Genomic DNA, 21,350 nt, shown 5'->3' on the forward strand with positions numbered 1-21,350 from the left:
CAGGATATATACCAGGCTCATAGCTAAATTTTGTTACTCTTGAGTTCTTAAACTTTGGGCTACAAGATAAACTTTTGTCCATTCACCCAAGACTTGATGAGTTTTGAGTTTTAATTCTTTAGCTGTGGCTTCGATTGAGTTGCCAGCTTTTCTTAAATCTAAAATCTGTTGCCCAAGTTGACTCAATTGTTCATAGAGTTGCTGCCATTGGTTTTGTGTTAGCCCCAAGTTGTGTTCTTGCAAAGAAATTGCTAACCAGTTATCCACTAGTTCCGGTTTACCTTTGAGAGCAAAAACACGCACGGCATGGTAGCTAATTTTTTCACGCAATCGGTATACTTCCTTAATCTGCTTCTTCAGTCTTTTGGCGATTTCGTCTTGGGATTTACCTTGCAGATACAGTCGCAGCCACTCTACAGCTTCTATGCCGAGATTTACTTGTAAATATTCTTCAAATTCTTGTTGTACAGCCTGACGCAACATCTGTTGCTCTTCTAGTTCCTGTGCCTCTTGATATTCTGCGATCGCCTGACTATCAACCAAATTAACTCTATTGTCACTGTCATCCGTGAGAATTTCTTCTGAAACTAGCCTAATCAAATCACTGCTTGGCACCTGAGTTAAGCCACCACGCTGAGTACGGCGCAGGTAGTTGACAAAGCGGTAAACCAGCAGAGGCTGATTGCGTACTGGGCGCAAACAGTATTCTTCTATACTTGCAAATAGTAGAGTATCTCGCAGTCGCCGATCGGTTGTAATTTCAGCGATGCAAGCCATTTGATCTTGAATGTAGGTATCGCCTTGTAGTAATTCTTGGATAATTTCTTGTAATACATCAATTACACTGCGCTGGCGATCGCGGCTGAGGGAAACCCAAGTCTGAATTTTATTCCGCAATGTCATCAGACTGGCCAGCCGAGTTATCAGGTTACGATAAGCACGTTCTCGTGCTATCCCCAGGTAACGTTGCAGTAAAATCCGATAACGGTATTCCATTGCTTGCTTGGCAATCTCAAGTTCCTTCGGGTTGAGCAAATCAAACCGTTGGAAGTCACGTCCCAACAGCCAAAGAATGATACTTTCTTTAGCTGCTGTGCTTTGTTCTGGACACTCGGCCAATAGACGTTTTCGCCAATATTGCGCCAGTTTTTCTGCTTCCGTTGCCATAACGAGATTGCGCTCCTCGAAACCCTGTTTTAAAGTTTGCATCACAACCCCCATTTGTCACACTTAACTTATTAACTGGCAGGTGCCCCTAAACTCATCTTCTTGATGAAGACTTTTTAGTGATTCCATTTTTATTACGTCTGGAATGACTAAACTTATGCAAAAATTATCCATTGCTAGTCTTAACTTTTAATCTCCAACTGCTGGAAACCCCAATATCTAAGGCATTTTTCTCAATTCTGCAAATTTAAATTTTTGTAAATCTATGCATCAGTAACTCAGGAAAGCAGCCTGCACAGGCTAAGTAAATTATGATACACTAATACTGTATAGAAGTTTAGGAAAGCTAGGATTTTGCATTTGACTCAGAGGAGCGAAGATAATTCACCTCAATCCAGACGTAGTTTGGTTCATATAAGTTTCACTCCTCTAGAATTTGTCTGTGAGAATATAAACATTTTTTTAACTCCTCTCAACAAGTTTTGCAAAATTGTTTACATTAAAGGCAAGACACACGACCTTATTGTGAAAAGTCTACTGAAAATTTCATAGTACCCATCAGGGTAATATCTTGATCTACGGAGATTAAATATAAGGTAAGCTAATTCTTTGCCTCAGTATCCCAGTTTTTGGGGTACTCTTGTGAATTGTTTAGTATCTTGCTTGATTGAGTACACTCCGTAAGGGCTGACAGGCTCTGTAGCGCTCGGCAATGCGCCCTTTCCATGCTGGTGAAGTGCTGTGTGGGGTTTAGCTATACCTGAGCTGCGATGCCTTCCGCGGGCTACGCCAACGTATTACTATTTCATCAATTAAGGCTACAACTATATAGTCTACTTCTGGCAACAGTGCGTGCCATGCATCTGTACCGACGATTTTATCAAGATTCGGTAGGGGTTCGGGTTGTGGAACTACAGCTACGAAACCTGCGATCGCTTAATTTATGAGTCCTATTTAATTCATGAACTTACTCGTAAAAACAGGGAATAAGTCTATTTTTCAAAATCAAATATGATTCACATAGAAAATATAACGCACTCATCATTACAGATTTTCACTCTTTCAGTAGATACGTGCAGCCTTGCCATCTATTACATAAATTTCCCCAGAATATATTGTTAGTGCTATGGTTTGCATTCATACAAACTATAAGACATAATCATCAGATTTTATTTCTATAAACTTATAACCCAAGAGGTGATTTATCTCGTTCTGCTCTAAGCCTTCTGATAGTGTATTTCTTAAAACCAAAAAGTCTAGGCTAGTTATGTTTAGTCATAGAACTTAGGGGAAAAATCATGCCTGGTGGTCATGCTAGTCATAAAGGTAGTTCTAACAAACCCAATGTGAATGCTAATGGGATAATTGATGATGCTGTGGATGAAACAGTAAATCCTGAGGATCTTCTGCCGGAAAATCTAACCAATGCAGAAACTCTCAGAGTTGACGAAGCTGTTAATTATCCTCCTACTACCCAACGTCCTGGTGAGGAATTAGATTCAAATAACACAAATAAATAGAAAACGTGTTGAACGGACTTTTTAGTAATTGAAACAAGAGGCTTAATGAACGTATCACAAATTAAAGAACACTTGCCCGTTTATGCAGAAGGTTCTGGCGGTTTAGAAGGAGCATCTGACACACATATTGGGAATATCGACTCTGTAGAAGGGGGCAATTACGTTAAATTGACGAAGAACAATGCTCCTGATGGACAACATCACTGGTTTCCTATCAGTTGGGTGAGAGCAGTAGATGAAAGAGCTGTGTACCTCAACAAAACAGTGGACGAAGTGGCTAAAGAATTACTGAACGAACAGCCTGCTGGTGTTTAGATTCCTGGCTGCTGAAGTTGATACTACAGCTAAATTGCGATCGCTATTCTTTTGATAGACAAGAGCTAATAATATTTATCTCTTGTCTATTGCCTAATTTAAGTTTTGACAAATACTTCCAAGCTAGCCCAACGTTCTTGTAAAACCCCAGCTAAAGAACGTAAACCCCACACTTCGCTGCGACGATGACCAACTGCGATCGCGCCTATTTTAGTTTCTTGCATTGCTGCTGCGGCTGGTTGTCGTAACTGTCCTGTAATATATACATCAGCACCACGTTCTCCTGCTTCCCGGACTAAGGAATCGGTCATAGCGCCAACAACAGCAATGCGCTTCACATCAGAATTAAATGCTGGATGTACTTGTTCTTGTCCGCCGAAAATTTGAGTAATAAAACTGCAAAGATGCGTAAAGCTTTGAGTCGGAATTTCTCCAATCATGCCAATTGCTCTGTTTTCTTTTTTTCCTAATACTTCTAGCTCAGACATTCTCAAAATTTGAGCCAAGCGGAGATTAAAACCCAGTGTCAAGCACTCATCAAATGGCAGATGGTAGGAAATTACTCCAAGTTCGGGCGAAATTTCATCTGCTGTTAATTTCCAAGGGCGATGTAAGAATAGCGCATCTAAATTTTGGGTTTTTATCCACTCGTGTAACTGCGTGTCTGGTTCAAGTGCTAATCCTAGTCGTGCTACAGAATTTGATGATGCTAAATATATGCCTCCTTTTTCACTTATAGGGAATAGTTCAACATTAAAGAAGCAATTAAGGAACTCTGCTATTTCTTGGAGAAAAATTGAGTTGCATTCAGATGTCATTGATATCTATGGCAGCTTGATATTCTTGGGAAAGATGGCGATAGCACACCTTTATTTTATTTGTAAACTTAGTCATAAAGATAGGAGATAGGGAACATTATATTTAGTGTAAAAAACCGAATTAAGATAAAAATAAACCACAGATAAACACAGATGAACACCGATTTATCACTGTTCATCTATGGTTTGATATTCAAAATACTGACTGATGCTAGAGGTTTGATCAACAGCAATTGATGAATGTAATCCAGCCTGAATTAATCTCTGCTGTAATTGCGTGTAGCGCTGTTGTCTATCGGTAGAATTTACAGCCAAGGAGATTGCTTTTTTCGCACCAATAATAATCGCCAACTGTTTAGCACGAGTTAAGCCAGTGTAGATTAGGTTACGACTCAGCATCATATAGTGTTGCATATATATTGGCAGAATTACTACGGGATATTCAGAGCCTTGGCTTTTATGAATTGAGGTGGCAAATGCTAGGGATATTTCATTTAAATCAGCATAATCGTAAGTGACAATTCGCTCGCAATACTGTACATTCACTTCTTGTTCAACAGTATCAATGGCGGTAATTATTCCCAAATCGCCGTTGAATACTTCTCGTTGATAATCGTTAGTCTGCTGAATTACTCTGTCGCCTACTCGCAGCTTAATCCCGCCTCTGGCGATTTCTACTTTATCAGCACTAGGAGGATTAATTAGTTCTTGCAAAACTTGGTTGAGGTTGCGAGTACCGACTAATCCCCGTGACATTGGGCACAGTACTTGTACATCGGTGGCGGGATTAAAGCCTAAATTGGGAATTAAGTCTGTGATTAACTCGCAAATTGCTTGGACACCGTGTTCTGGTTGATATCCGCCACCATGCCAAAGACAATCAGAAACGGGGCGATCGCATATCGGTTCAATTGTGGGATAATGTCCGCGATTGATTTGGTGCGCGGCTGTAACGATGGCGCTTTGTTGGGCTTGGCGGAATACTTGAGTTAACCGCACTATAGGAACTCGACTAGAATTAATTAAGTCAGCGAGTATGCTTCCTGGCCCTACAGATGGTAACTGATCGATATCTCCTACTAACAATAGTTGGGCATTCTTTCCTATGGCTTTCAGCAGCGAGTTAGCGAGGAATAAGTCTAGCATACTCGCTTCATCAACGATAATCGCTGTTTCAGGTAAAGGATTCTCGCTGTCACGCTTAAAGCCCATTGTTTTAGGGTCGAATTCTAACAAGCGATGGATGGTTTTCGCTTCCAAACCAGTCATTTCACTCAAACGTTGGGCGGCGCGTCCTGTGGGCGCTGCTAAGGCGATAGATTTACCCATTGCTTTCCACAATGAAACAATGGTGTGGGTGGTGAAGGTTTTTCCAACTCCCGGCCCGCCTGTCAAAATCATCACAGGGGAATATGCAGCCATTTCTACTGCTTGCTGCTGCTGAGTTGAAAGTTCGATTTTCTGGGTAGCAGTAAAGCGTTCCAACCAAGCACGCACGCGAGGATAGTCGGTAGTGACAGGTTGATTTAGGCGTTGGTGTATGAGTTGGGCTAGGTTTTGTTCTGTGTAGAAGAAAGTAGGCTTGTAGCAATTAACTATTTTATCAGCGCTACTTTCTCTAATTAGCTCGTCCTTGAGAGCCATGTCTTTGATAATTTTTGTAAGTGCGGCTTCTGGTGGCTGATGAGTTTCAGTAGTTAATAATGGAATGACTTTCTCTACTAGTTCCGTTTGGGGTAAATAGCAGTTTCCATCTTCTGCTGCTTCACTCAAAGCATGGATAATTCCCGCACAGTATCTATATTCTGAATCTGGCGCAACTCCTAAATTCCGCGCAATTTTATCAGCAGTGAGAAAGCCAATACCGTAGATGTCGGTAGCTAACTGATAGGGATTGTTTGTAACTGTAGCGATCGCCTGATCACCGTACTGTTTATAAATTTTTACCGCGTAGGTAGTAGAAACACCATGTCCTTGCAAGAACACCATCACCTCTTTGATGGCTTTTTGGGTTTCCCAAGCGGTTTTAATCATATGAATCCGCTTCTTGGCTATACCTTGAACTTCAACTAGACGCTCAATTTGGTTTTCAATAATTTCTAAAGTTTCCAGTCCAAAGTGAGCAACTATCCGCTTTGCTGTTACTGGCCCTACACCTTTAATTAATCCGCTACCTAAATACTTTTCAATCCCTGTCAGACTGGCAGGGTTGGTTTCCTTGTAATTTATGACTTGAAATTGCGGCCCGTACTGGGGATGGTCGCGCCAGAAACCTGTTAGTTGTAGTGTTTGCCCAGGTTGGATATTTGCGAAGCTACCGACAATTGTAGTTAAATCTTTAATACCAGAGCGTGTCAGCCGTGCCACTGTATACCCCGACTCCTCGGAGTAGAAAGTCAAGCGTTCGACTACTCCGGTAATGGTTTCGTGCTGCTCTACTAGCGTAGACATTGCTTGCTGATTAATAATAGGGGATTTATAGTACATTTATACTAAATATATGATAAAAAGTTGTATCTGTTATACAGCATCTAAAAAGCAGGTGCTATGCCTAAACGCCTTCTAGTAGTTGAATCCCCCGGTAAAGTCAAAAAACTCAGTGAAATTCTCGGTGCTGAGTGGATTGTGCGTGCCAGTTGCGGTCACATTCGCGAACTCAGCGATCAAGGAGAAGATTCGCTGGGATTTAGTATGGATGGTAGTAATGTGCAATGCAACTATGTCCCCCGTGACCAACGCTCAAAAGAAACTATCCAGCAATTAAAGACTGTAGCTAAACAGGTAAGTGAAGTTGTTTTAGCTACCGATCCAGATAGAGAAGGGGAAACCATCGCTTGGCATCTCAAGGAAGTGTTAGGTTTAAGAGAAGCAAAGCGAGTAGTATATACAGAAATTACCGCATCGGCTGTCAGAAATGCGATCGCTCATCCGCGAAAACTTGACTTGAATTTAGTTGGTGCGGGTTTGTGTCGAGATTGTCTAGACAAACTAGTAGGTTATAAAGGCAGCCCGTTAGTCTGGGCTTTAAATAATGGTGCTAAGAGTGTAGGCAGAGTCCAGAGTGCCACATTACACCTAATTTGCCAGCGAGAACGCGAAATCCAAACCTTTGTCCCTCAAGATTACTGGAGTGTCTGGGTTGACTATGCTGAAGGATTCCGGGCTTTTTATCACGGAATGGGAAATGCTCCCCAGGAAGCAGCCAAGCAGGAAACAGAAGTACACGATGATACTAAGATTAATAATCAAACAGCACCAGAATCTACGCGCGTACTTTCCGAAGCCGAAGCCAACCGCTTAGTTGAAGAAGCGAAACGCCATCCCCATCAAGTTGTGCAATATGAGGGGAAAGTCACCAACCGCCAACCACCGCCACCATTTATCACCTCTACCCTGCAACAAGCGGCTGGTTCGCGGTTACGATTTGCACCAGAGAAAACCATGCAAGTAGCCCAAAAGCTGTATGAAGCGGGGTTAATTACATATATGCGCACGGATTCAGTGATGTTAAGTCCTGAGTTTTGTGAAAGTGCGCGTCAGTGGTTAGAACAAAACGATCCGCAGAATGTACCGCAACGCACCGCGAGACATCGCAGCAACAAAACTGCGCAAGAAGCCCATGAAGCGATTCGTCCGACAGATGTATTTCGCCCTTCGGCGGAGTTAAGAGTGCAATTGCCCGCCGATGAGTTTAACTTGTATGTTTTAATTTGGAAAAGAGCGATCGCTTCTCAATGTCGCCCTGCTCAACTGCGGAAAACCAAAGTCATTATTAAATCTGGTGAAATTTTCTGGCAAGCTAGAGGGCAAGTAGTCGAGTTTTTAGGATATGCGCGCTACTGGCCAAATCTTGGTAAAGATACTATCTTGCCAGCTTTACAACAAGGGCAGATGCTAACTTTAGCAGATGCAGGTCACGAGAAAAAGCAAACCCAACCACCACCTCGTTACAGCGAACCAAAATTAGTGCAACTGATGGAGCGTAAAGGCATTGGTCGTCCCAGTACCTATTCTCCCACCATTGCTACTTTGAAAAAACGCGATTATATCCAGCTAACAAAAGAAATTATCCAGCCGACAACTCTGGGGTTAGAAGTTGACGTTTTTTTACAAAAAGCCTTACCAGATTTACTAGAGGCAGAATTTACCGCGAAAATGGAAGATGCGTTAGATGCGATCGCATCTGGAAAACAGCCTTGGCAACAATATCTCACCAGTTGGAATCAAAATTACTTTGCACCAGCTTTAGCAAAAGCAAAAACTGTAGTTGTGAGTTCAGGGAATGGGGCGAAAACTGCTGCTGTCGCTGAACGCAAATTTGAAACTTCTAGAACTCGTTGCCCTGAATGTAATAAATTTCTCGCCAAAATTCCCAGCAGTAAACTCAAAAAGAAATACTTTCTCAAATGTAATAGCGGCTGTGAAAATATTGTCTTGTTTTGGAATGAGTTTCAGAAAGCTTGGGAAGCACCGCGAACCAAAGAAACCAAGAATGAAAAATCTCCCACCAAGATTAGCTCACATCCTTGCCCTGTGTGTAAAAAGTTTTTGGAGGAGTACAGCTACACCAAAGATGGACAGCGCAAAACCATGCTGCGGTGTTCCGATCCCCAGTCTCGTCAAGACAAAAAACATAAAGATGTGGCTTACTTTAATACACAGAAAGGCTGGTGGAGTCCCAAATTTGGTGAGATGAAAGTGTAATTTGAGTTTTTATCTTGAAATCAAGTTACCATCACCTGCGATCGCTCGTCGCGCCACAACTGATATAACCGATTCGCTGGCATTGTCAAATATAAAATATCCCCAGGATTAAGTTGGGTTTCTAGTAAATCCCAGCCGTGAAAGGTTTGGCAACTTGTTTCTACGTACAAAGGCACAAAGTCAGCAGACATGGCTACATCTTTCACAAATTGGCCGCAAAAGGGGTGTATCTGGGTAATCATCGTAGCAAAGGCTACCCAGAGGCTATCTGCTGTGATGCCATTACCTAGGATGCGTCCCCCTAGTGCAGCTGCGGCAAAAGCTGGGGCCGCCAATTCCGCAGGACTTAGTACAGCCTCGAAATCAAATACTTGTTGGGCCATACCCGCAAAATCAGGGTCGGCATAATGAACAATGACTGGAATGCTAGGCGATAATCCTTTGGCTTTCAGAGCAATCTCTAAGTTAATCGCATCGTTGCTGGTAACAGCTAGCACTGCGGCAGCAGTATTTATATTACTGGCTTTGAGTATTGTTCGGAAACTGGCATCGCCTTGAATTACAGGAATGCCGAGTCCGCGAGTGGTGTTGACAAATCTATTGTTGCTGTCGGTTTCAATAACTACCACCTCATGCCCACTGGCGTGAATTTCTTGGACAATTTTGACGCCAATGCCACTCAAGCCGCAAACTATGTAATGCTGGCGCTGGGGTATGCGGGCTGCGTCCCAAAATTGCTTGAAGCGGTTCCCCAGCACAAAATCAGTCAGCATTGCATACCAAATACCAATTACCGCTGCTCCAACCAGCATCATCACAACGGTAAATATCTTGATAGTATTGGGAGCATTTTCTACTATTTTGTCATTACCACCGGCTCCGGTAATCATGCCGACAGCAAAATATAAGGCATCGACAAAAGAGATATTTAAATTAGCAGAAACATAGGTAAGTGTAGCAAGTAAAATAATTACTAATAGCACAGCTGCCATCGCTACAACCGATTGGGCATGTTTTTGAAATTGCTTCAGACTAGTACAGACTTTGAGCAGTTTTCTTACCCATGATTTACGGATGGGACGGACACGGGGTTGGATACCAACAATTATGCGATCGCCTACTTTTAATTCTTGTCCAGATAAAACCGCAGTTATCAAATCTATCTCGCCTTGCACAGGCAAGTAATAAATCAGCATCCGCGAACGATCTTCCCATAAATCACTTAGTTTACAACCTAGCCAAGGATGGTATTCATCTATATATTCTTCTTGAATCGGCCAGGTTTGTTGAAATAACTTAATTTGTCCGATCGCTTTATTACCTAGTGCAGCAAAAGTAAAGACTGGTGCTGCCAAACCGACAACACTCATACTCAAGTGATCTGGCAAAGTCTGATCCAGACGCTCGGCCAAACTTGTATTATAAAAGCGGTTGATAATCCGAATTTGGGGATTCAGTACTCGCGCTTGTAACATAATTGCTAAATTGCGCGCATCATCCGAACCAGCAATTACTAAAGTATGAGCCTGTTCAATTCCCGCTGCTGTTAGGGTAGCAGCTGTGTGTAAATCGCCAACAATCACATCTCCAGCCGCTTCGCTAGGGATGGGTTTGTGATGAATACCAACGACAAACGCACCCTGCTGTCTTAGCAACCGAAAGACTTTATATCCAGTACGTCCTAAGCCACAAACAATAATTCGAGGTTTCATGAAATAGCAGCATTATTTGAGAAGGGGCTGCATTCTTAGATATTTATTAACATTGTTGCCCATTTTCCTTAGCTATAACTGTAGCTGACAACACGGTAAGCCCAAATAAGACGGCACTTTTATCAAATGCTACAAGTCAATGTTATTTAGATAGCTTAGATGGGCAAAACTTCAATTTATGGATAATTTGTTACAACTAAAACTTCTCGGTGGTATTTTATGCCCACTAGCTGTGGTGGGAACAATGTATGCTTCTGCACAAGCACAGCCACAGTCAGCACCAGGGCCAATTTCTGCCCCCAATGTGACAATGAATGTCCAAACTAAGGCTGGTACTTGTCCTCAGACAGTTGGTTTATGGTGGTTAACACTACCTTATGAAGGTGGTGCTGAACATACAGTAGTTACAGATACTAGAGCATTTGCCAACTCTAGTAAGTTAGTTTCATCTAATAATCATTTTGTTGAATTTGTGTCACCTTTACGTGAGGATTACGCTTCTTGTGTTGGTCAAACACAGGGGCAAGAATATCCTTTTTATAGTGTGCAATTTAAGAATAAACAAGCTTATTTTCGTGTAGATTTGCGAAAAATTAATGCCCCAGGTAAGCTAATCAATTACAAAACTGTAGCAGCTTCTCGTCCTTATGTAAGGTGGGCTATCGCTGACTAGAAATCGCGTTCTCTAGAATAAAAATTATGCGTGCTAACCTAGACAACAGAATGCAGGAATATTGTGTATACACAGTCGGCTACAGTACAGGTGTTTTCGCAACAATAAAAATGAAATGGTCTATAAGATTTATAAGAACTTCGTGACGAAAGTCATGGTTGATTCATGACTTTCGTCTGAATCATTCTTTAATCAAAATAGTTTTAATAATTAATAGGGGCGAAAAGCAGTTACTACTTAATAGTGGGTCAGGACATGAAAAAGTAGTAGCTGTAAATCCCTGGGTTAAAGCTAGTTCACTCCTTATTGCAAATATAGCTGGCATACTCACAGCTATATGAGCAGAATCAACAATCATTTCTCATTAAGATCATCAGAAGCTACTTATCTGTAGCTTCTTTTTTTATGCAGAAATTAGAGAAAATCGATATTTTAGCGTTCTCATTTGCCACATAGAGCAAGTCTAAATGAGTTTTGAAATTACTCGTTGAGTCATTGCGAATGAAGCGTAGACGCCTGAAAAGCGGCTTCCTGTTCGCGTAGCGTCTAGGACGCGAGGGTGCGCACAGGGTAAACACGGAGATCGATGTGTCGTCAGATTTTAGAGAAATAGTATTACTTGCTGACTTTCTAGTTAAACAATCTCTCCCCCAGGCCTACCGTATAAGTCGGAAACAATTCTTAGACTGTGCATGAAAGCTCCTCCAGCTTCTAGGTTGAGTGTACGGTGAGAACTTGTTGTATGAGCAAGGGGATAGATCTTCCATTCGCTAAATGTAAAGTTAAAAAAAGAATAATTATTACAATACCAACTTTATAAACTGATTAATAAGTTAAATAAGTTATGAGGCTAAAGGACAATTAATGTCCATTACGGGCTTCGTCCCCAGCTAAGAGAAAAATCACATCTTTAAGTAGAACGGTGTGGAAAAACAAAACTATGTTAAGAAAAATAAAATAGGCTTAAACCCTCTTCCCTTCTGCCATCTGCCTCCTGCCTCATCCCAACGGTAAATCTTCACGCCGACCTACATAATAATTTAAATTTTAAGTATAAGTTTTACAATAAGTAAATTGCTATGACAAAATTATTACATAATTTTTTTTTCCTAATCAGTTTATCCCGCATGGGCATTGTTACCTTTGGCAGCCACAATTAGTCTGGTTGCATATCATCTCAGATTCGCTAATTGCACTGGCTTATTATTCAATTCCAGTGATGCTGGTTTATTTTGTCCGCAAGCGAAGAGATGTGCCTTTCGACTGGATTTTTCTGATGTTTGGCACATTCATTGTTGCATGTGGCACAACCCATGTAATAGAAGTGTGGACGCTTTGGCATCCCACCTATTGGCTATCAGGACTGATTAAAGCTATCACTGCCCTTGTATCTGTATATACAGCTATAGAACTGGTGTCATTAATTCCTAAAGCACTTGTTATACCCAGCCCTGCCGAACTAGAAGCAGCAAACTGCCAACTAGCCAAGGAAATTGTCGAACGCAAACGAACCGAGGAGGAGTTAAGAGAAAGTGAACAACGTTGGCAGTTAGCTCTGCGTGGTAATAATGATGGCATTTGGGACTGGAACGTTAAAAATAATGAAGTTTTCTTCTCAGCTCGCTGGAAGGAAATGCTCGGTTATCAAGACCAAGAGATTTCCAACCATTTCGATGAAATGATCAAACGAGTGCATCCCAATGATCTCGAAAGAGTGAAAAAAGCAGTTAAGGATCACTTTGCTAAGAAAACACCGTTTTACACTAAGGAGTACCGTGTTTTATGTAAAGATGGCACCTACAAATGGATTTTAGATCGAGGTCAAGCGCTATGGGATGATGATAGTAACGTAGTGCGGATGGTCGGCTCGCATACTGATATTACTGAGCGTAAGCAAGCAGAAGAAAATCTCAGCAAACTACTCGACCAATTAGAAAGCAAAGTTGAGGAACGTACAGTAGAGTTAAAAAGAATTAACGCATCACTACAGGCAGAAATTTCTCAACGTCAGCGAATTGAGGAGGCATTACGAGAAAGCGAACAGCGATTTCGTGCCACATTCGATCAAGCAGCTGTTGGTATTGCTCATGTGGGAATAGATGGACGGTGGTTATTAGTTAACCAAAGGCTTTGCAATATTGTTGGTTATACATCCCAAGAACTACAGTTGCGCACTTTCAAAGATATTACCTATCCAGACGACATGAAAGCCAGCCTGAAATACATTGACCAAGTATTAGCAGGTGATATACCCACTTTCTCCTTGGAAAAGCGTTATTTACGTAAAGACAGTTCTATAGTCTGGATTAATGTAACCGTATCTTTAGTTCATGAACGTTCTGGTAGCCCAAAATATTTTATTGCTGTGATCGAAGATATTAGCGATCGCAAGCAATCAGAGGAACAAATCCAAGCATCACTCCGAGAAAAAGAGGTTCTTTTAAAAGAAATTTACCATCGTGTCAAAAATAATTTCCAGGTGATTTCTAGCCTGCTGAGCTTGCAATCTGAATATATCAAAGACAAAGAGGATATAGAAATATTCCAACAAAGCCAAATGCGGATCGCATCAATGGCTTTGGTTCACGAAAAAATGTATCAATCACGAGACTTATCGAGAATTAATTTTGGTGAATATGTCCAAGACTTGGTAGCAACTTTATTAACTTCATACGAAGTTTCTGAAGATGCGATCGCCCTTAATATAGATATCGAAGAGAATATTTTGCTAGGTTTGGATACAGCAATTCCTTGTGGATTGATTATTCATGAACTTGTTTCTAATTCTTTAAAATACGCATTTCCCTTGGAGAGGAATGGTGAAATTGGCATCGCTATCAGAAAAATATTTGAAAATAGAATTTTACTTACTGTTCGTGATAATGGCATTGGCTTACCTGCAAACTTTAATTTTACAGATACAGCATCATTAGGATGGCAGTTAGTAGATGCTTTAGCCAGTCAGCTTCTAGGCGATATTAATATTGACAGCGATATCGGAGTAAAGTTTCAGATATCATTTCCCATCGGATAATTGTACAGGAATACCAGATGACAAACGCCAAGATTTTGGTTGTAGAAGATGAAGCTATTGTGGCTAAGGATCTACGAAATCGACTAACAAGATTTGGTTATATGGTTCCTGGCGTCGCTTCTTCAGGACAAGAAGCAATTAATAAAGCACTAGAATTTTGTCCAGATTTAGTGCTGATGGATATTAAGTTAAAAGGTGAAATGGACGGTGTAGAAGCTGCTCAAGAAATTCATAAGCATTTAGATATACCGATAATTTATCTAACTGCTTATGCGGATGATAATACATTAGAGCGAGCAAAGGTTACTGAGCCATTTGGTTATTTACTCAAACCTTTTAAAGAAAGAGAACTACAAACTAATATTGAAATAGCACTGACTAAACATAGACTAGAAAAAGAATTAAAAGCCAACCAAAAATGGCTATCTACATTACTTAAGTGTATAAGTGATGGAGTAATTGCCAGCGATGCCCAAGAGTCAGTAAATTTTATGAATCCTGTGGCAGAAAATCTGACAGGATGGGAAGAGTCAGAAGCTTTGGGAAGAAATTCCGCAGAAATATTTAACATTGCCAATGCAGCAACTCGTAACTCTATTGAAAGTCCGATCAGAAAAGTTCTTCAAGATGGCGCTGTCGTCGAACTACCGCAAGACACAATTCTAATTGCTAGAAATGGTCAGGAAGTCCCAATAGATGATAGTGCTGCACCAATTAGAGATGACAAAGATAATATTATAGGTGCAGTTTTGATATTTCGGGATATTACTGAGCGCAAAAAGGCTAGTGAGGCCCGGAAAAGGGAAATTGAGCAAACGCAACTTGTAGCGCAGTTAGAAGAACTCAATCAACTTAAAAATGATTTTTTAAATTTAGTTTCTCATGAATTGCGATCGCCTCTCCACAACATGAAGGTGATGATTCAAGTATTGCAAATCTCTACCGATCCTCAGACATTCCAGCGTTATCTGGATTTGATGAAAGCAGAGTGCGATCGCGAGATAGATCTCATTAACGATTTGTTAGACTTACAACGTCTGGAAACTTCTTGCTATTTACCCATTGCTCCTGACGTACTGCTATTACAGCATTGGTTACCTTTATTGATCGAGCCGTTTCAAGCTCGTGTTGAAGAACATCAGCAAACTCTACAGCTAAATGTCCCTTCTCATCTTCCAGCATTAATATCAGACCGCACCAGCTTGGAACGAATATTAATAGAATTGCTCAATAACGCCTGCAAATATACTCCTGCTGGCGGTGAAATCATCTTAAATGTCCGTCACAACTCCTCAGGAACACCCCCAGAAACGATAATTACTGTCAGTAATTCAGTAGAAATTCCCACAGCAGGGTTACCACGAATTTTTGAGAAATTCTATCGCATTGCTAGTGCAGACTACTCGAAACAAGGCGGCACGGGGTTAGGATTAGCCATAGTACAGAAGATGGTTGAACAACTCCAAGGAAGCATTCAAGTAGAAAGCAGCGAGGGATGGACAATTTTTACCATCTCATTAACTGATTTGGTGATTCCTTTCAACGAGTAGTCTGCAATATGGCTAGATACGGTTAATACAAGATAAAAGTATACATTTATTAATATTATTAGCTTGCTACTAAATTCCGAAAATTAATATTTTCTTTCATTCAATAGATAGGGGAAATCCTAGTTGATTAGAGTTAATATTTGGCTTGTGAATGTCTGAAGAACGTTAATACCTGCCCTGGAGTAGATCCAGGGCTTTATTTTTAGGATTTAGCTTTATTTAACTTAGATGTGTCTTAAAGAAAATGACTTAATCTATTCTTTCTTTTAAATCTGTGATGGGTCACAACATACCATTTTTATGGAGATTTGTACACCCCAAATAGAAAGATGATCTATAAGAAGAGTATGTCTAGATTATCTATATATGGTAAACACCTGGTATATCTGGAGGCTTGGTTTTAGCCGAGCCTTTTTCATATATTTAGTATATAAGTATGTAAGTATATGCTTATATGCTGAGAATTCTTCACATAGCTAGTATCTTCAGCAAGTATTTTCCAAGCAGTTTTTGGCGTATTTGGATACAACCCCTAGGATGATGCTCTGCCATAAGAGTAGGTCTAAATTAATTTAGTACGTTGTTAAGCACAGCAATGATCGAGGTTTGGCTCGCGACCAAACCTTTTTTTCTTAACAACAAGGTTACTTTCTATCAGTCTTGAGATAATTTGCACACATCCCCTAGGATGATGAACTGCAAGCAGAGTAAGTCTAAATTAGGCTTGGTGTAGTAAATGCTTGGTATATACAGAGGCTTGGTCAAACCAAGCCTCTTTCATGTTGACTGTTGTCGATTAACTAATTATTCGTCCGTGGCAACAGATTGTTGATCAAATTTACACTCATTAGCCTTTAGGATAACTGGATACAGCCCTCAGGAAGATGAAATATACAAAAGTTAGCCCTAAATTAATCTGCGATGTCTGTTTAAGCACCAGGATATGAGGAGGCTTAGCTGAATGCTGAGCCTTTTTCTTCTTTATAGCAGATGCGATCGCATTCAGAGAAATTGTGCTGTTAATTAACAGTTGGTTGCAAGAAAAGCTTATCCCAGTCAATTACAGGCGGTCTTGTTCCTTGATTCACCAATTCAAAAATTTGCCTTTCACTAGCTGGGTGAAAAAGACACTCCACACAAGCTGCGGCCACGTCAATTCGGCTAGCATCACCTAAGAGTTTATCGCCCTTGCCGATTACCACACCTAACTTGCTGTCTGTTTTTGCTTTGAAAAGAGTGTTGAGGTCGTATGAGGTATAAGGGCCATCAATCAAACGTCCGGGACGAATAATAGTGTAGGGTAATCCCGAATTAGCGATCACTTGCTCACCTTTTTCTTTAGCATCCAAGACACCAAAGCCATTGAGAATGCTCCAAGGAAGCTGATCCTTACGCAGAATACCGCAAGAAGAAACGAAAACAAATCGCTGGAGATTAGGCGGTGCTGCTGCTACTAAGTTAGTGACACCTTGAGCATCGACCTTTGCTGGACTGTTCTTGGCTCTAGAATCACGATGTTTACGATCAACAAGCAACTGAATCCATTCAATCCAACTAGGACTGGGGTCAAACTCCCATTTACTGGAAGGAAACGCACTAGTGCCAGTACAACAGATGATATGAGTAATATCCTCCATTGCGTCCGGGAGCGTAGCGGGATCGCGGATATCACCTACAGCAACTTCGACTCTGTTATTAAACATATTTTGGGCTTTTGCTGGATTGCGTGTCAGGATGCGAACCCTTAAGCCTTTTTCTAGCAGTTCACTTACTACAAGTTGCCCTACTCCACCAGTAGCACCAGCAACTAGCACCAAATCTTTAACTGAAGAAGTCATAATTGCCCCTAAGATAGCCTATTGCTAATCTAATCAAAAATGCCGTTAAAGCCATCGTTCTATGGGTGATGCTATCTAACTGCATTTTATGCCTCACGCCAAAAAGCCCAATCGTTATGATTGGACTTTTTGGTGGGGTTATATTTCCCAAACAGTTAAATATAGAAAGTTAGCTATAAATCAATATCCTTTTATCCTGGAGATAACTACCATTGCGAAGTAGCCAGTTCCAGAAAATTTAAACACAAATTTCCGGAGTATTTTAGTAGCAATCAAAAAGGGGATGCGGTCTACATAGCATTGGAGTTTGATGGGGAATTAAGCCCCGTAGCCCCAGTTTTAGACAATTTAGATACTATGCGATCGCTATGTAACAACTAAATCTCCAAAAATCCTGAATGGCATTGCTGAACCAACTACTTCTACCAAGAACAGATGGTAGCTTGATTTTTGCCGCACTGTACTAGTTGATTAATTGGTAAAGAATGCTATCTGGGCTATGAGTTTGCCTTGCCAATATATATCTCCACAGTAGAAGCCGCAAAGCATACGAGCAAGTTATAATTCTCTTGCGGAGAGACGTAACAAAAATTTATGAGTAACCCCATTTTGCAAGCCTTTTTTGTCGGCAGAGCTGTAGCTGAAGTGGTTAACGAACGCTTAGAGGTCGCCTTAACTGATGCTTTAAGCGAACTTGGCAAATTTGATGCTGAAGCTAGAGAACAGTTGCGCCAGTTTACAGATGATGTCCTAGAGCGGGCAAATCGAGCCGCAGAGGCTGCTAATGTTGGTCAATCGACTACAGTACGCGGGCCAAGTGGTTCTGACCCAGTTGATTTGCAAGCCATGATTGATGAACTGCGAGCAGAAATCGCCTTATTGCGTACGGAATTACAGAAGTATCGTAGTAGTTCTGTATAAAAGTTAAGAAAAATCTACTAGAAAACATACTTAGTCATTAGTCATTAGTCAAAAGTTATGGACACATGACAAACAACAAAGGACAAATGACATTTGAACGCAAAGAGTTTAGGAACTGAAGTGTCTTTTCTTCCAGGTGATTCGATTAAAAACCAACGGTACGCAACAAATATGGAAAAAGGTTATTCGGATAAGGCATACCGTTGGAATCAGGAAAACTATTCTAGTAGACGGCGCTTTGTGGACATTTGGTCTTTTGTGTTGACCTTAATGTTCAAACTTTGGCGATACAACAAAGCTTGGAGTTATCCAGGCGGAATAACTGAAGACAAGCAAGCTGTAAGGCGTAAAGCCCAAGCTGTCTGGATTCGTAATACCCTGCTCGACTTAGGACCAACCTTTATTAAAGTTGGGCAGTTATTTTCTACCCGTGCTGATATATTTCCGATCGAGTATGTAGAAGAATTAGCAAAGTTACAAGATAAAGTACCCGCCTTTAGCTATGACCAAGTAGAAACGATTATTCAGCGAGAACTAGGTAAGAAAATTCCCGATCTTTTCCAGAATTTTGATCCTATTCCCTTAGCAGCTGCTAGTTTAGGGCAAGTACACAAAGCTGTGCTGTATAGTGGCGAAGCCGTTGTTGTAAAAGTGCAGCGTCCTGGACTGAAGAAGCTATTTGAAATTGATTTACAGATTCTTAAAGGAATTACCCGGTATTTTCAAAACCATCCCAAATGGGGGCGGGGGAGAGATTGGATCGGAATTTACGAAGAGTGTTGTCGGATTCTTTGGGAAGAAATTGATTATCTGAACGAAGGCCGGAATGCTGACACTTTCCGGCGTAACTTTCGTGGCTACGATTGGGTGAAGGTACCTAGGATTTACTGGCGTTACACCTCGCCGCAAGTGCTGACTTTGGAGTATGTCCCAGGAATTAAAATTAGCCAATACGAGGCCATAGAGGCTGCGGGTTTGGATCGCAAGATCATTGCTCGTCAAGGTGCACAAGCTTACCTCTTGCAGCTGCTCAATAATGGCTTTTTCCATGCAGATCCCCACCCAGGAAATATAGCCGTTAGTCCAAATGGCGATTTGATATTTTACGATTTCGGCATGATGGGGCGGATTAAATCCAATGTGCGTGAAGGACTAATGCAAACGCTGTTTGGCATTGCTCAAAAAGATGGCGATCGCGTTATTCAGTCTTTGATTGATTTGGGAGCGATCGCACCAGTAGATGATATGGGACCAGTGCGGCGTTCCGTCCAATACATGCTGGATCATTTCATGGATAAGCCGTTTGAAAACCAATCAGTTGCGGCAATCAGTGACGACCTCTACGAAATAGCGTATAATCAACCATTTAGATTTCCAGCAACCTTCACTTTTGTGATGCGAGCTTTTTCCACTCTTGAGGGAGTTGGCAAGGGCTTAGATCCAGAATTTAATTTTATGGAAGTTGCCAAACCTTATGCAATGCAACTTATGACCAATATGAATGGTTCTGAGAGCAATAGCTTCCTAAATGAATTAAGTCGCCAAGCAGTTCAAGTCAGTACTACTGCTTTTGGGCTACCACGTAGATTAGAGGATACACTAGAAAAGTTAGAGCGCGGCGATATGCGTATGCGAGTCCGTTCTCTAGAAACGGAACGCTTACTGAGACGGCAAAGCAATATTCAGATAGGTATTAGCTACGCTCTACTCATCAGTGGATTTACGCTTTCAGGCACCATTTTATTGGTGAATCATTATGTATTATTAGCAGTACTGGCTGGTTTAATTGCAGCAGCGATCGCAGGGCTACTGATTCGATTACTTTTACGTCTCGAACGTTCTGACCGTATGTATTAATTTTCGCAGTAAAAATTTATGAAACTTAATTTCACGGGTCTTAGCGATCCGGGACTTATTCGTTCTAATAACCAGGATGCCTACTATATTGACCCTGACAAGCGTTTCTGCATCGTTGCTGATGGTATGGGAGGTCACGCCGGAGGAGAAGAAGCAAGTCGGATTGCCAGTGAGGAGATTCAGGCGTATTTGGTGGAGAATTGGGAATCTTCTCAGTCGTCTCAGGAATTGCTAGTACAAGCTTTATGGCGGGCCAATGAAGCAATTTTGCAAGATCAGCAAAATTATCCTGAACGCGCTGACATGGGCACAACAGCTGTAGTAGTTATATTTCGCGACCGAGAGTCGCCTTGGTGTGCTCATGTTGGTGATTCCAGACTTTACCGCCTTCGCAATTCCCAATTAGAACAGATTACAGAAGACCATACTTGGGTGGCCAGAGCCATTAAACTCGGTGATATTACTTTTGAGGAAGCGCGCATTCATCCGTTTCGTCATGTACTATCACGCTGTTTGGGGCGAGAAGACTTACATCAAATCGATGTCCAACCTTTAGATGTTAAAGTTGGCGATCGCTTACTGTTGTGCAGTGATGGTCTGACAGAAGAACTCGTAGAGCAGAAAATTGCTGACTATCTTCAAGACAACTCTGTGCTAGAAAAAGCAGCCTACTCTCTAGTTGAGGCGGCTAAAGCTCATGGAGGACATGATAATATTACGGTCGCGATCGTCGCAGTAGAGGAGAATTAATGCCCAAGTGATAGTCAAGAAGAGGCTGTGCGTTGCTGTTGCTTGGGTTCCCAAAGCGAAATAAGCGCTTTGGTGATTTATAGATGCCCATAGAGAAGCTTCCCGCAGACTAGCAACTATCGTAGACTCTGCCGACTTCTAGACGACCTCAGGGCGACAGCGTTGCAAAGAACAGCGAGAGATAGGCTAGGGCGGCTGTCGTCACCTCTGCCAACCTTTAACACCTGGCGATTAAAGATCAAATGTCTAATAACCTAGACTTTTGAATGTTTTTGGTAAATATACTCAGCAATTTGTTCAGCCTGAGCATTTTTCCCATTTCTAACTTGATACAAATATTTCTAGCCTTTCAACTTACCTCAAGGAGGCTGAATTTCCATATTTTGTTAGATTGACATCTTGCCGTTAATGAGGTATAGAGAATATAATAATTTACCCACATTTCCTTTGCTTTCTTCTTAAGAAAACCTTAAAAGAAATGCTAGGAAAAG

Annotated in this window: 15 protein-coding genes; 10 read left to right on the plus strand and 5 right to left on the minus strand. The window is 41.3% G+C overall.

Going from position 1 to position 21,350, the window contains the following annotated elements; all coding sequences use genetic code 11:
* Positions 1 to 33 precede the first annotated feature (33 nt).
* Positions 34 to 1,221, minus strand: a complete 1,188-nt coding sequence (locus BV375_RS11450) for a HetZ-related protein 2 (RefSeq protein ID WP_086760474.1) — start codon at positions 1,219 to 1,221, stop codon at positions 34 to 36.
* Positions 1,222 to 1,937: 716 nt separating this feature from the next.
* Here BV375_RS11450 and BV375_RS36805 point away from each other — a divergent pair.
* The 3 genes from BV375_RS36805 to BV375_RS11460 all read left to right on the plus strand — a co-directional run bounded on the left by BV375_RS36805 (position 1,938) and on the right by BV375_RS11460 (position 3,002).
* Positions 1,938 to 2,114 carry a hypothetical protein gene (locus BV375_RS36805; RefSeq protein ID WP_166507430.1) on the plus strand — a complete coding sequence of 59 codons (177 nt, stop codon included), beginning with the start codon at positions 1,938 to 1,940 and terminating at the stop codon, positions 2,112 to 2,114.
* Positions 2,115 to 2,465: 351 nt separating this feature from the next.
* On the plus strand, positions 2,466 to 2,687 hold the full coding sequence (locus BV375_RS11455; RefSeq protein ID WP_086760476.1) for a hypothetical protein: 222 nt from the start codon (positions 2,466 to 2,468) through the stop codon (positions 2,685 to 2,687).
* 45 nt (positions 2,688 to 2,732) lie between these two features.
* Positions 2,733 to 3,002, plus strand: coding sequence for a DUF2171 domain-containing protein (locus tag BV375_RS11460; RefSeq protein ID WP_086760478.1), 270 nt, complete (start codon positions 2,733 to 2,735; stop codon positions 3,000 to 3,002).
* 98 nt (positions 3,003 to 3,100) lie between these two features.
* Here the strand turns inward: BV375_RS11460 and BV375_RS11465 are convergent, their stop codons facing one another.
* Together BV375_RS11465 and BV375_RS11470 are read right to left on the minus strand one after the other, a co-directional pair.
* Positions 3,101 to 3,820, minus strand: a complete 720-nt coding sequence (locus BV375_RS11465) for a Nif3-like dinuclear metal center hexameric protein (RefSeq protein WP_086760480.1) — start codon at positions 3,818 to 3,820, stop codon at positions 3,101 to 3,103.
* A 168-nt stretch (positions 3,821 to 3,988) separates the two neighbouring features.
* A complete protein-coding gene (locus BV375_RS11470) occupies positions 3,989 to 6,307 on the minus strand; it encodes an ATP-dependent RecD-like DNA helicase (RefSeq protein ID WP_243713914.1) in 2,319 nt (772 codons plus the stop codon).
* 60 nt (positions 6,308 to 6,367) lie between these two features.
* Between BV375_RS11470 and topA the strand changes: the two genes are divergently transcribed.
* Entirely contained in the window at positions 6,368 to 8,524 is a 2,157-nt protein-coding gene (topA, locus tag BV375_RS11475; protein ID WP_086760483.1) for a type I DNA topoisomerase, read from the plus strand.
* A gap of 20 nt (positions 8,525 to 8,544) precedes the next feature.
* Here the strand turns inward: topA and BV375_RS11480 are convergent, their stop codons facing one another.
* A complete protein-coding gene (locus BV375_RS11480) occupies positions 8,545 to 10,236 on the minus strand; it encodes an NAD-binding protein (RefSeq protein WP_086760486.1) in 1,692 nt (563 codons plus the stop codon).
* 178 nt (positions 10,237 to 10,414) lie between these two features.
* Between BV375_RS11480 and BV375_RS11485 the strand changes: the two genes are divergently transcribed.
* The 3 genes from BV375_RS11485 to BV375_RS11495 all read left to right on the plus strand — a co-directional run bounded on the left by BV375_RS11485 (position 10,415) and on the right by BV375_RS11495 (position 15,493).
* Positions 10,415 to 10,909 carry a hypothetical protein gene (locus BV375_RS11485; RefSeq protein WP_086760488.1) on the plus strand — a complete coding sequence of 165 codons (495 nt, stop codon included), beginning with the start codon at positions 10,415 to 10,417 and terminating at the stop codon, positions 10,907 to 10,909.
* A 1,219-nt stretch (positions 10,910 to 12,128) separates the two neighbouring features.
* On the plus strand, positions 12,129 to 13,943 hold the full coding sequence (locus tag BV375_RS11490) for a PAS domain S-box protein (RefSeq protein WP_086760491.1): 1,815 nt from the start codon (positions 12,129 to 12,131) through the stop codon (positions 13,941 to 13,943).
* Between the two features lie 17 nt (positions 13,944 to 13,960).
* Positions 13,961 to 15,493, plus strand: coding sequence for a response regulator (locus BV375_RS11495; protein WP_086760494.1), 1,533 nt, complete (start codon positions 13,961 to 13,963; stop codon positions 15,491 to 15,493).
* A 1,019-nt stretch (positions 15,494 to 16,512) separates the two neighbouring features.
* On the opposite strand, the gene BV375_RS11500 is transcribed toward BV375_RS11495, so the two are convergent.
* Positions 16,513 to 17,331 (minus strand): SDR family oxidoreductase, encoded by an 819-nt coding sequence (locus tag BV375_RS11500; RefSeq protein WP_086760498.1) that lies wholly within the window; start codon positions 17,329 to 17,331, stop codon positions 16,513 to 16,515.
* Positions 17,332 to 17,925: 594 nt separating this feature from the next.
* Here BV375_RS11500 and BV375_RS11505 point away from each other — a divergent pair.
* From BV375_RS11505 to BV375_RS11515, 3 genes are all read left to right on the plus strand, one after another.
* Positions 17,926 to 18,252, plus strand: coding sequence for a DUF6825 family protein (locus BV375_RS11505; RefSeq protein WP_086760500.1), 327 nt, complete (start codon positions 17,926 to 17,928; stop codon positions 18,250 to 18,252).
* Positions 18,253 to 18,423: 171 nt separating this feature from the next.
* The gene (locus tag BV375_RS11510; RefSeq protein WP_086760502.1) at positions 18,424 to 20,109 is read left to right on the plus strand and encodes an AarF/ABC1/UbiB kinase family protein; all 1,686 of its coding nucleotides are present in this window, start codon (positions 18,424 to 18,426) and stop codon (positions 20,107 to 20,109) included.
* An 18-nt stretch (positions 20,110 to 20,127) separates the two neighbouring features.
* Positions 20,128 to 20,859 (plus strand): Stp1/IreP family PP2C-type Ser/Thr phosphatase, encoded by a 732-nt coding sequence (locus tag BV375_RS11515; RefSeq protein ID WP_086760505.1) that lies wholly within the window; start codon positions 20,128 to 20,130, stop codon positions 20,857 to 20,859.
* Positions 20,860 to 21,350 lie beyond the last annotated feature (491 nt).

The organism is Nostoc sp. 106C (assembly GCF_002154725.1).
GTDB lineage: Bacteria > Cyanobacteriota > Cyanobacteriia > Cyanobacteriales > Nostocaceae > Aulosira.

What these genes read in the sequence shown, in the direction of transcription:
- BV375_RS36805 (WP_166507430.1), top strand. Translation starts at nt 1,938, where the DNA reads ATGCCTTCCGCGGGCTACGCCAACGTATTACTATTTCATCAATTAAGG.
- BV375_RS11490 (WP_086760491.1), top strand. Translation starts at nt 12,129, where the DNA reads ATGCTGGTTTATTTTGTCCGCAAGCGAAGAGATGTGCCTTTCGACTGG.
- BV375_RS11510 (WP_086760502.1), top strand. Translation starts at nt 18,424, where the DNA reads ATGGAAAAAGGTTATTCGGATAAGGCATACCGTTGGAATCAGGAAAAC.
- BV375_RS11500 (WP_086760498.1), bottom strand. Translation starts at nt 17,331, where the DNA reads ATGACTTCTTCAGTTAAAGATTTGGTGCTAGTTGCTGGTGCTACTGGT.
- BV375_RS11515 (WP_086760505.1), top strand. Translation starts at nt 20,128, where the DNA reads ATGAAACTTAATTTCACGGGTCTTAGCGATCCGGGACTTATTCGTTCT.
- BV375_RS11450 (WP_086760474.1), bottom strand. Translation starts at nt 1,221, where the DNA reads ATGGGGGTTGTGATGCAAACTTTAAAACAGGGTTTCGAGGAGCGCAAT.
- BV375_RS11505 (WP_086760500.1), top strand. Translation starts at nt 17,926, where the DNA reads ATGAGTAACCCCATTTTGCAAGCCTTTTTTGTCGGCAGAGCTGTAGCT.
- BV375_RS11465 (WP_086760480.1), bottom strand. Translation starts at nt 3,820, where the DNA reads ATGACATCTGAATGCAACTCAATTTTTCTCCAAGAAATAGCAGAGTTC.
- BV375_RS11480 (WP_086760486.1), bottom strand. Translation starts at nt 10,236, where the DNA reads ATGAAACCTCGAATTATTGTTTGTGGCTTAGGACGTACTGGATATAAA.
- BV375_RS11495 (WP_086760494.1), top strand. Translation starts at nt 13,961, where the DNA reads ATGACAAACGCCAAGATTTTGGTTGTAGAAGATGAAGCTATTGTGGCT.
- BV375_RS11485 (WP_086760488.1), top strand. Translation starts at nt 10,415, where the DNA reads ATGGATAATTTGTTACAACTAAAACTTCTCGGTGGTATTTTATGCCCA.
- BV375_RS11470 (WP_243713914.1), bottom strand. Translation starts at nt 6,307, where the DNA reads ATGTACTATAAATCCCCTATTATTAATCAGCAAGCAATGTCTACGCTA.
- topA (WP_086760483.1), top strand. Translation starts at nt 6,368, where the DNA reads ATGCCTAAACGCCTTCTAGTAGTTGAATCCCCCGGTAAAGTCAAAAAA.
- BV375_RS11455 (WP_086760476.1), top strand. Translation starts at nt 2,466, where the DNA reads ATGCCTGGTGGTCATGCTAGTCATAAAGGTAGTTCTAACAAACCCAAT.
- BV375_RS11460 (WP_086760478.1), top strand. Translation starts at nt 2,733, where the DNA reads ATGAACGTATCACAAATTAAAGAACACTTGCCCGTTTATGCAGAAGGT.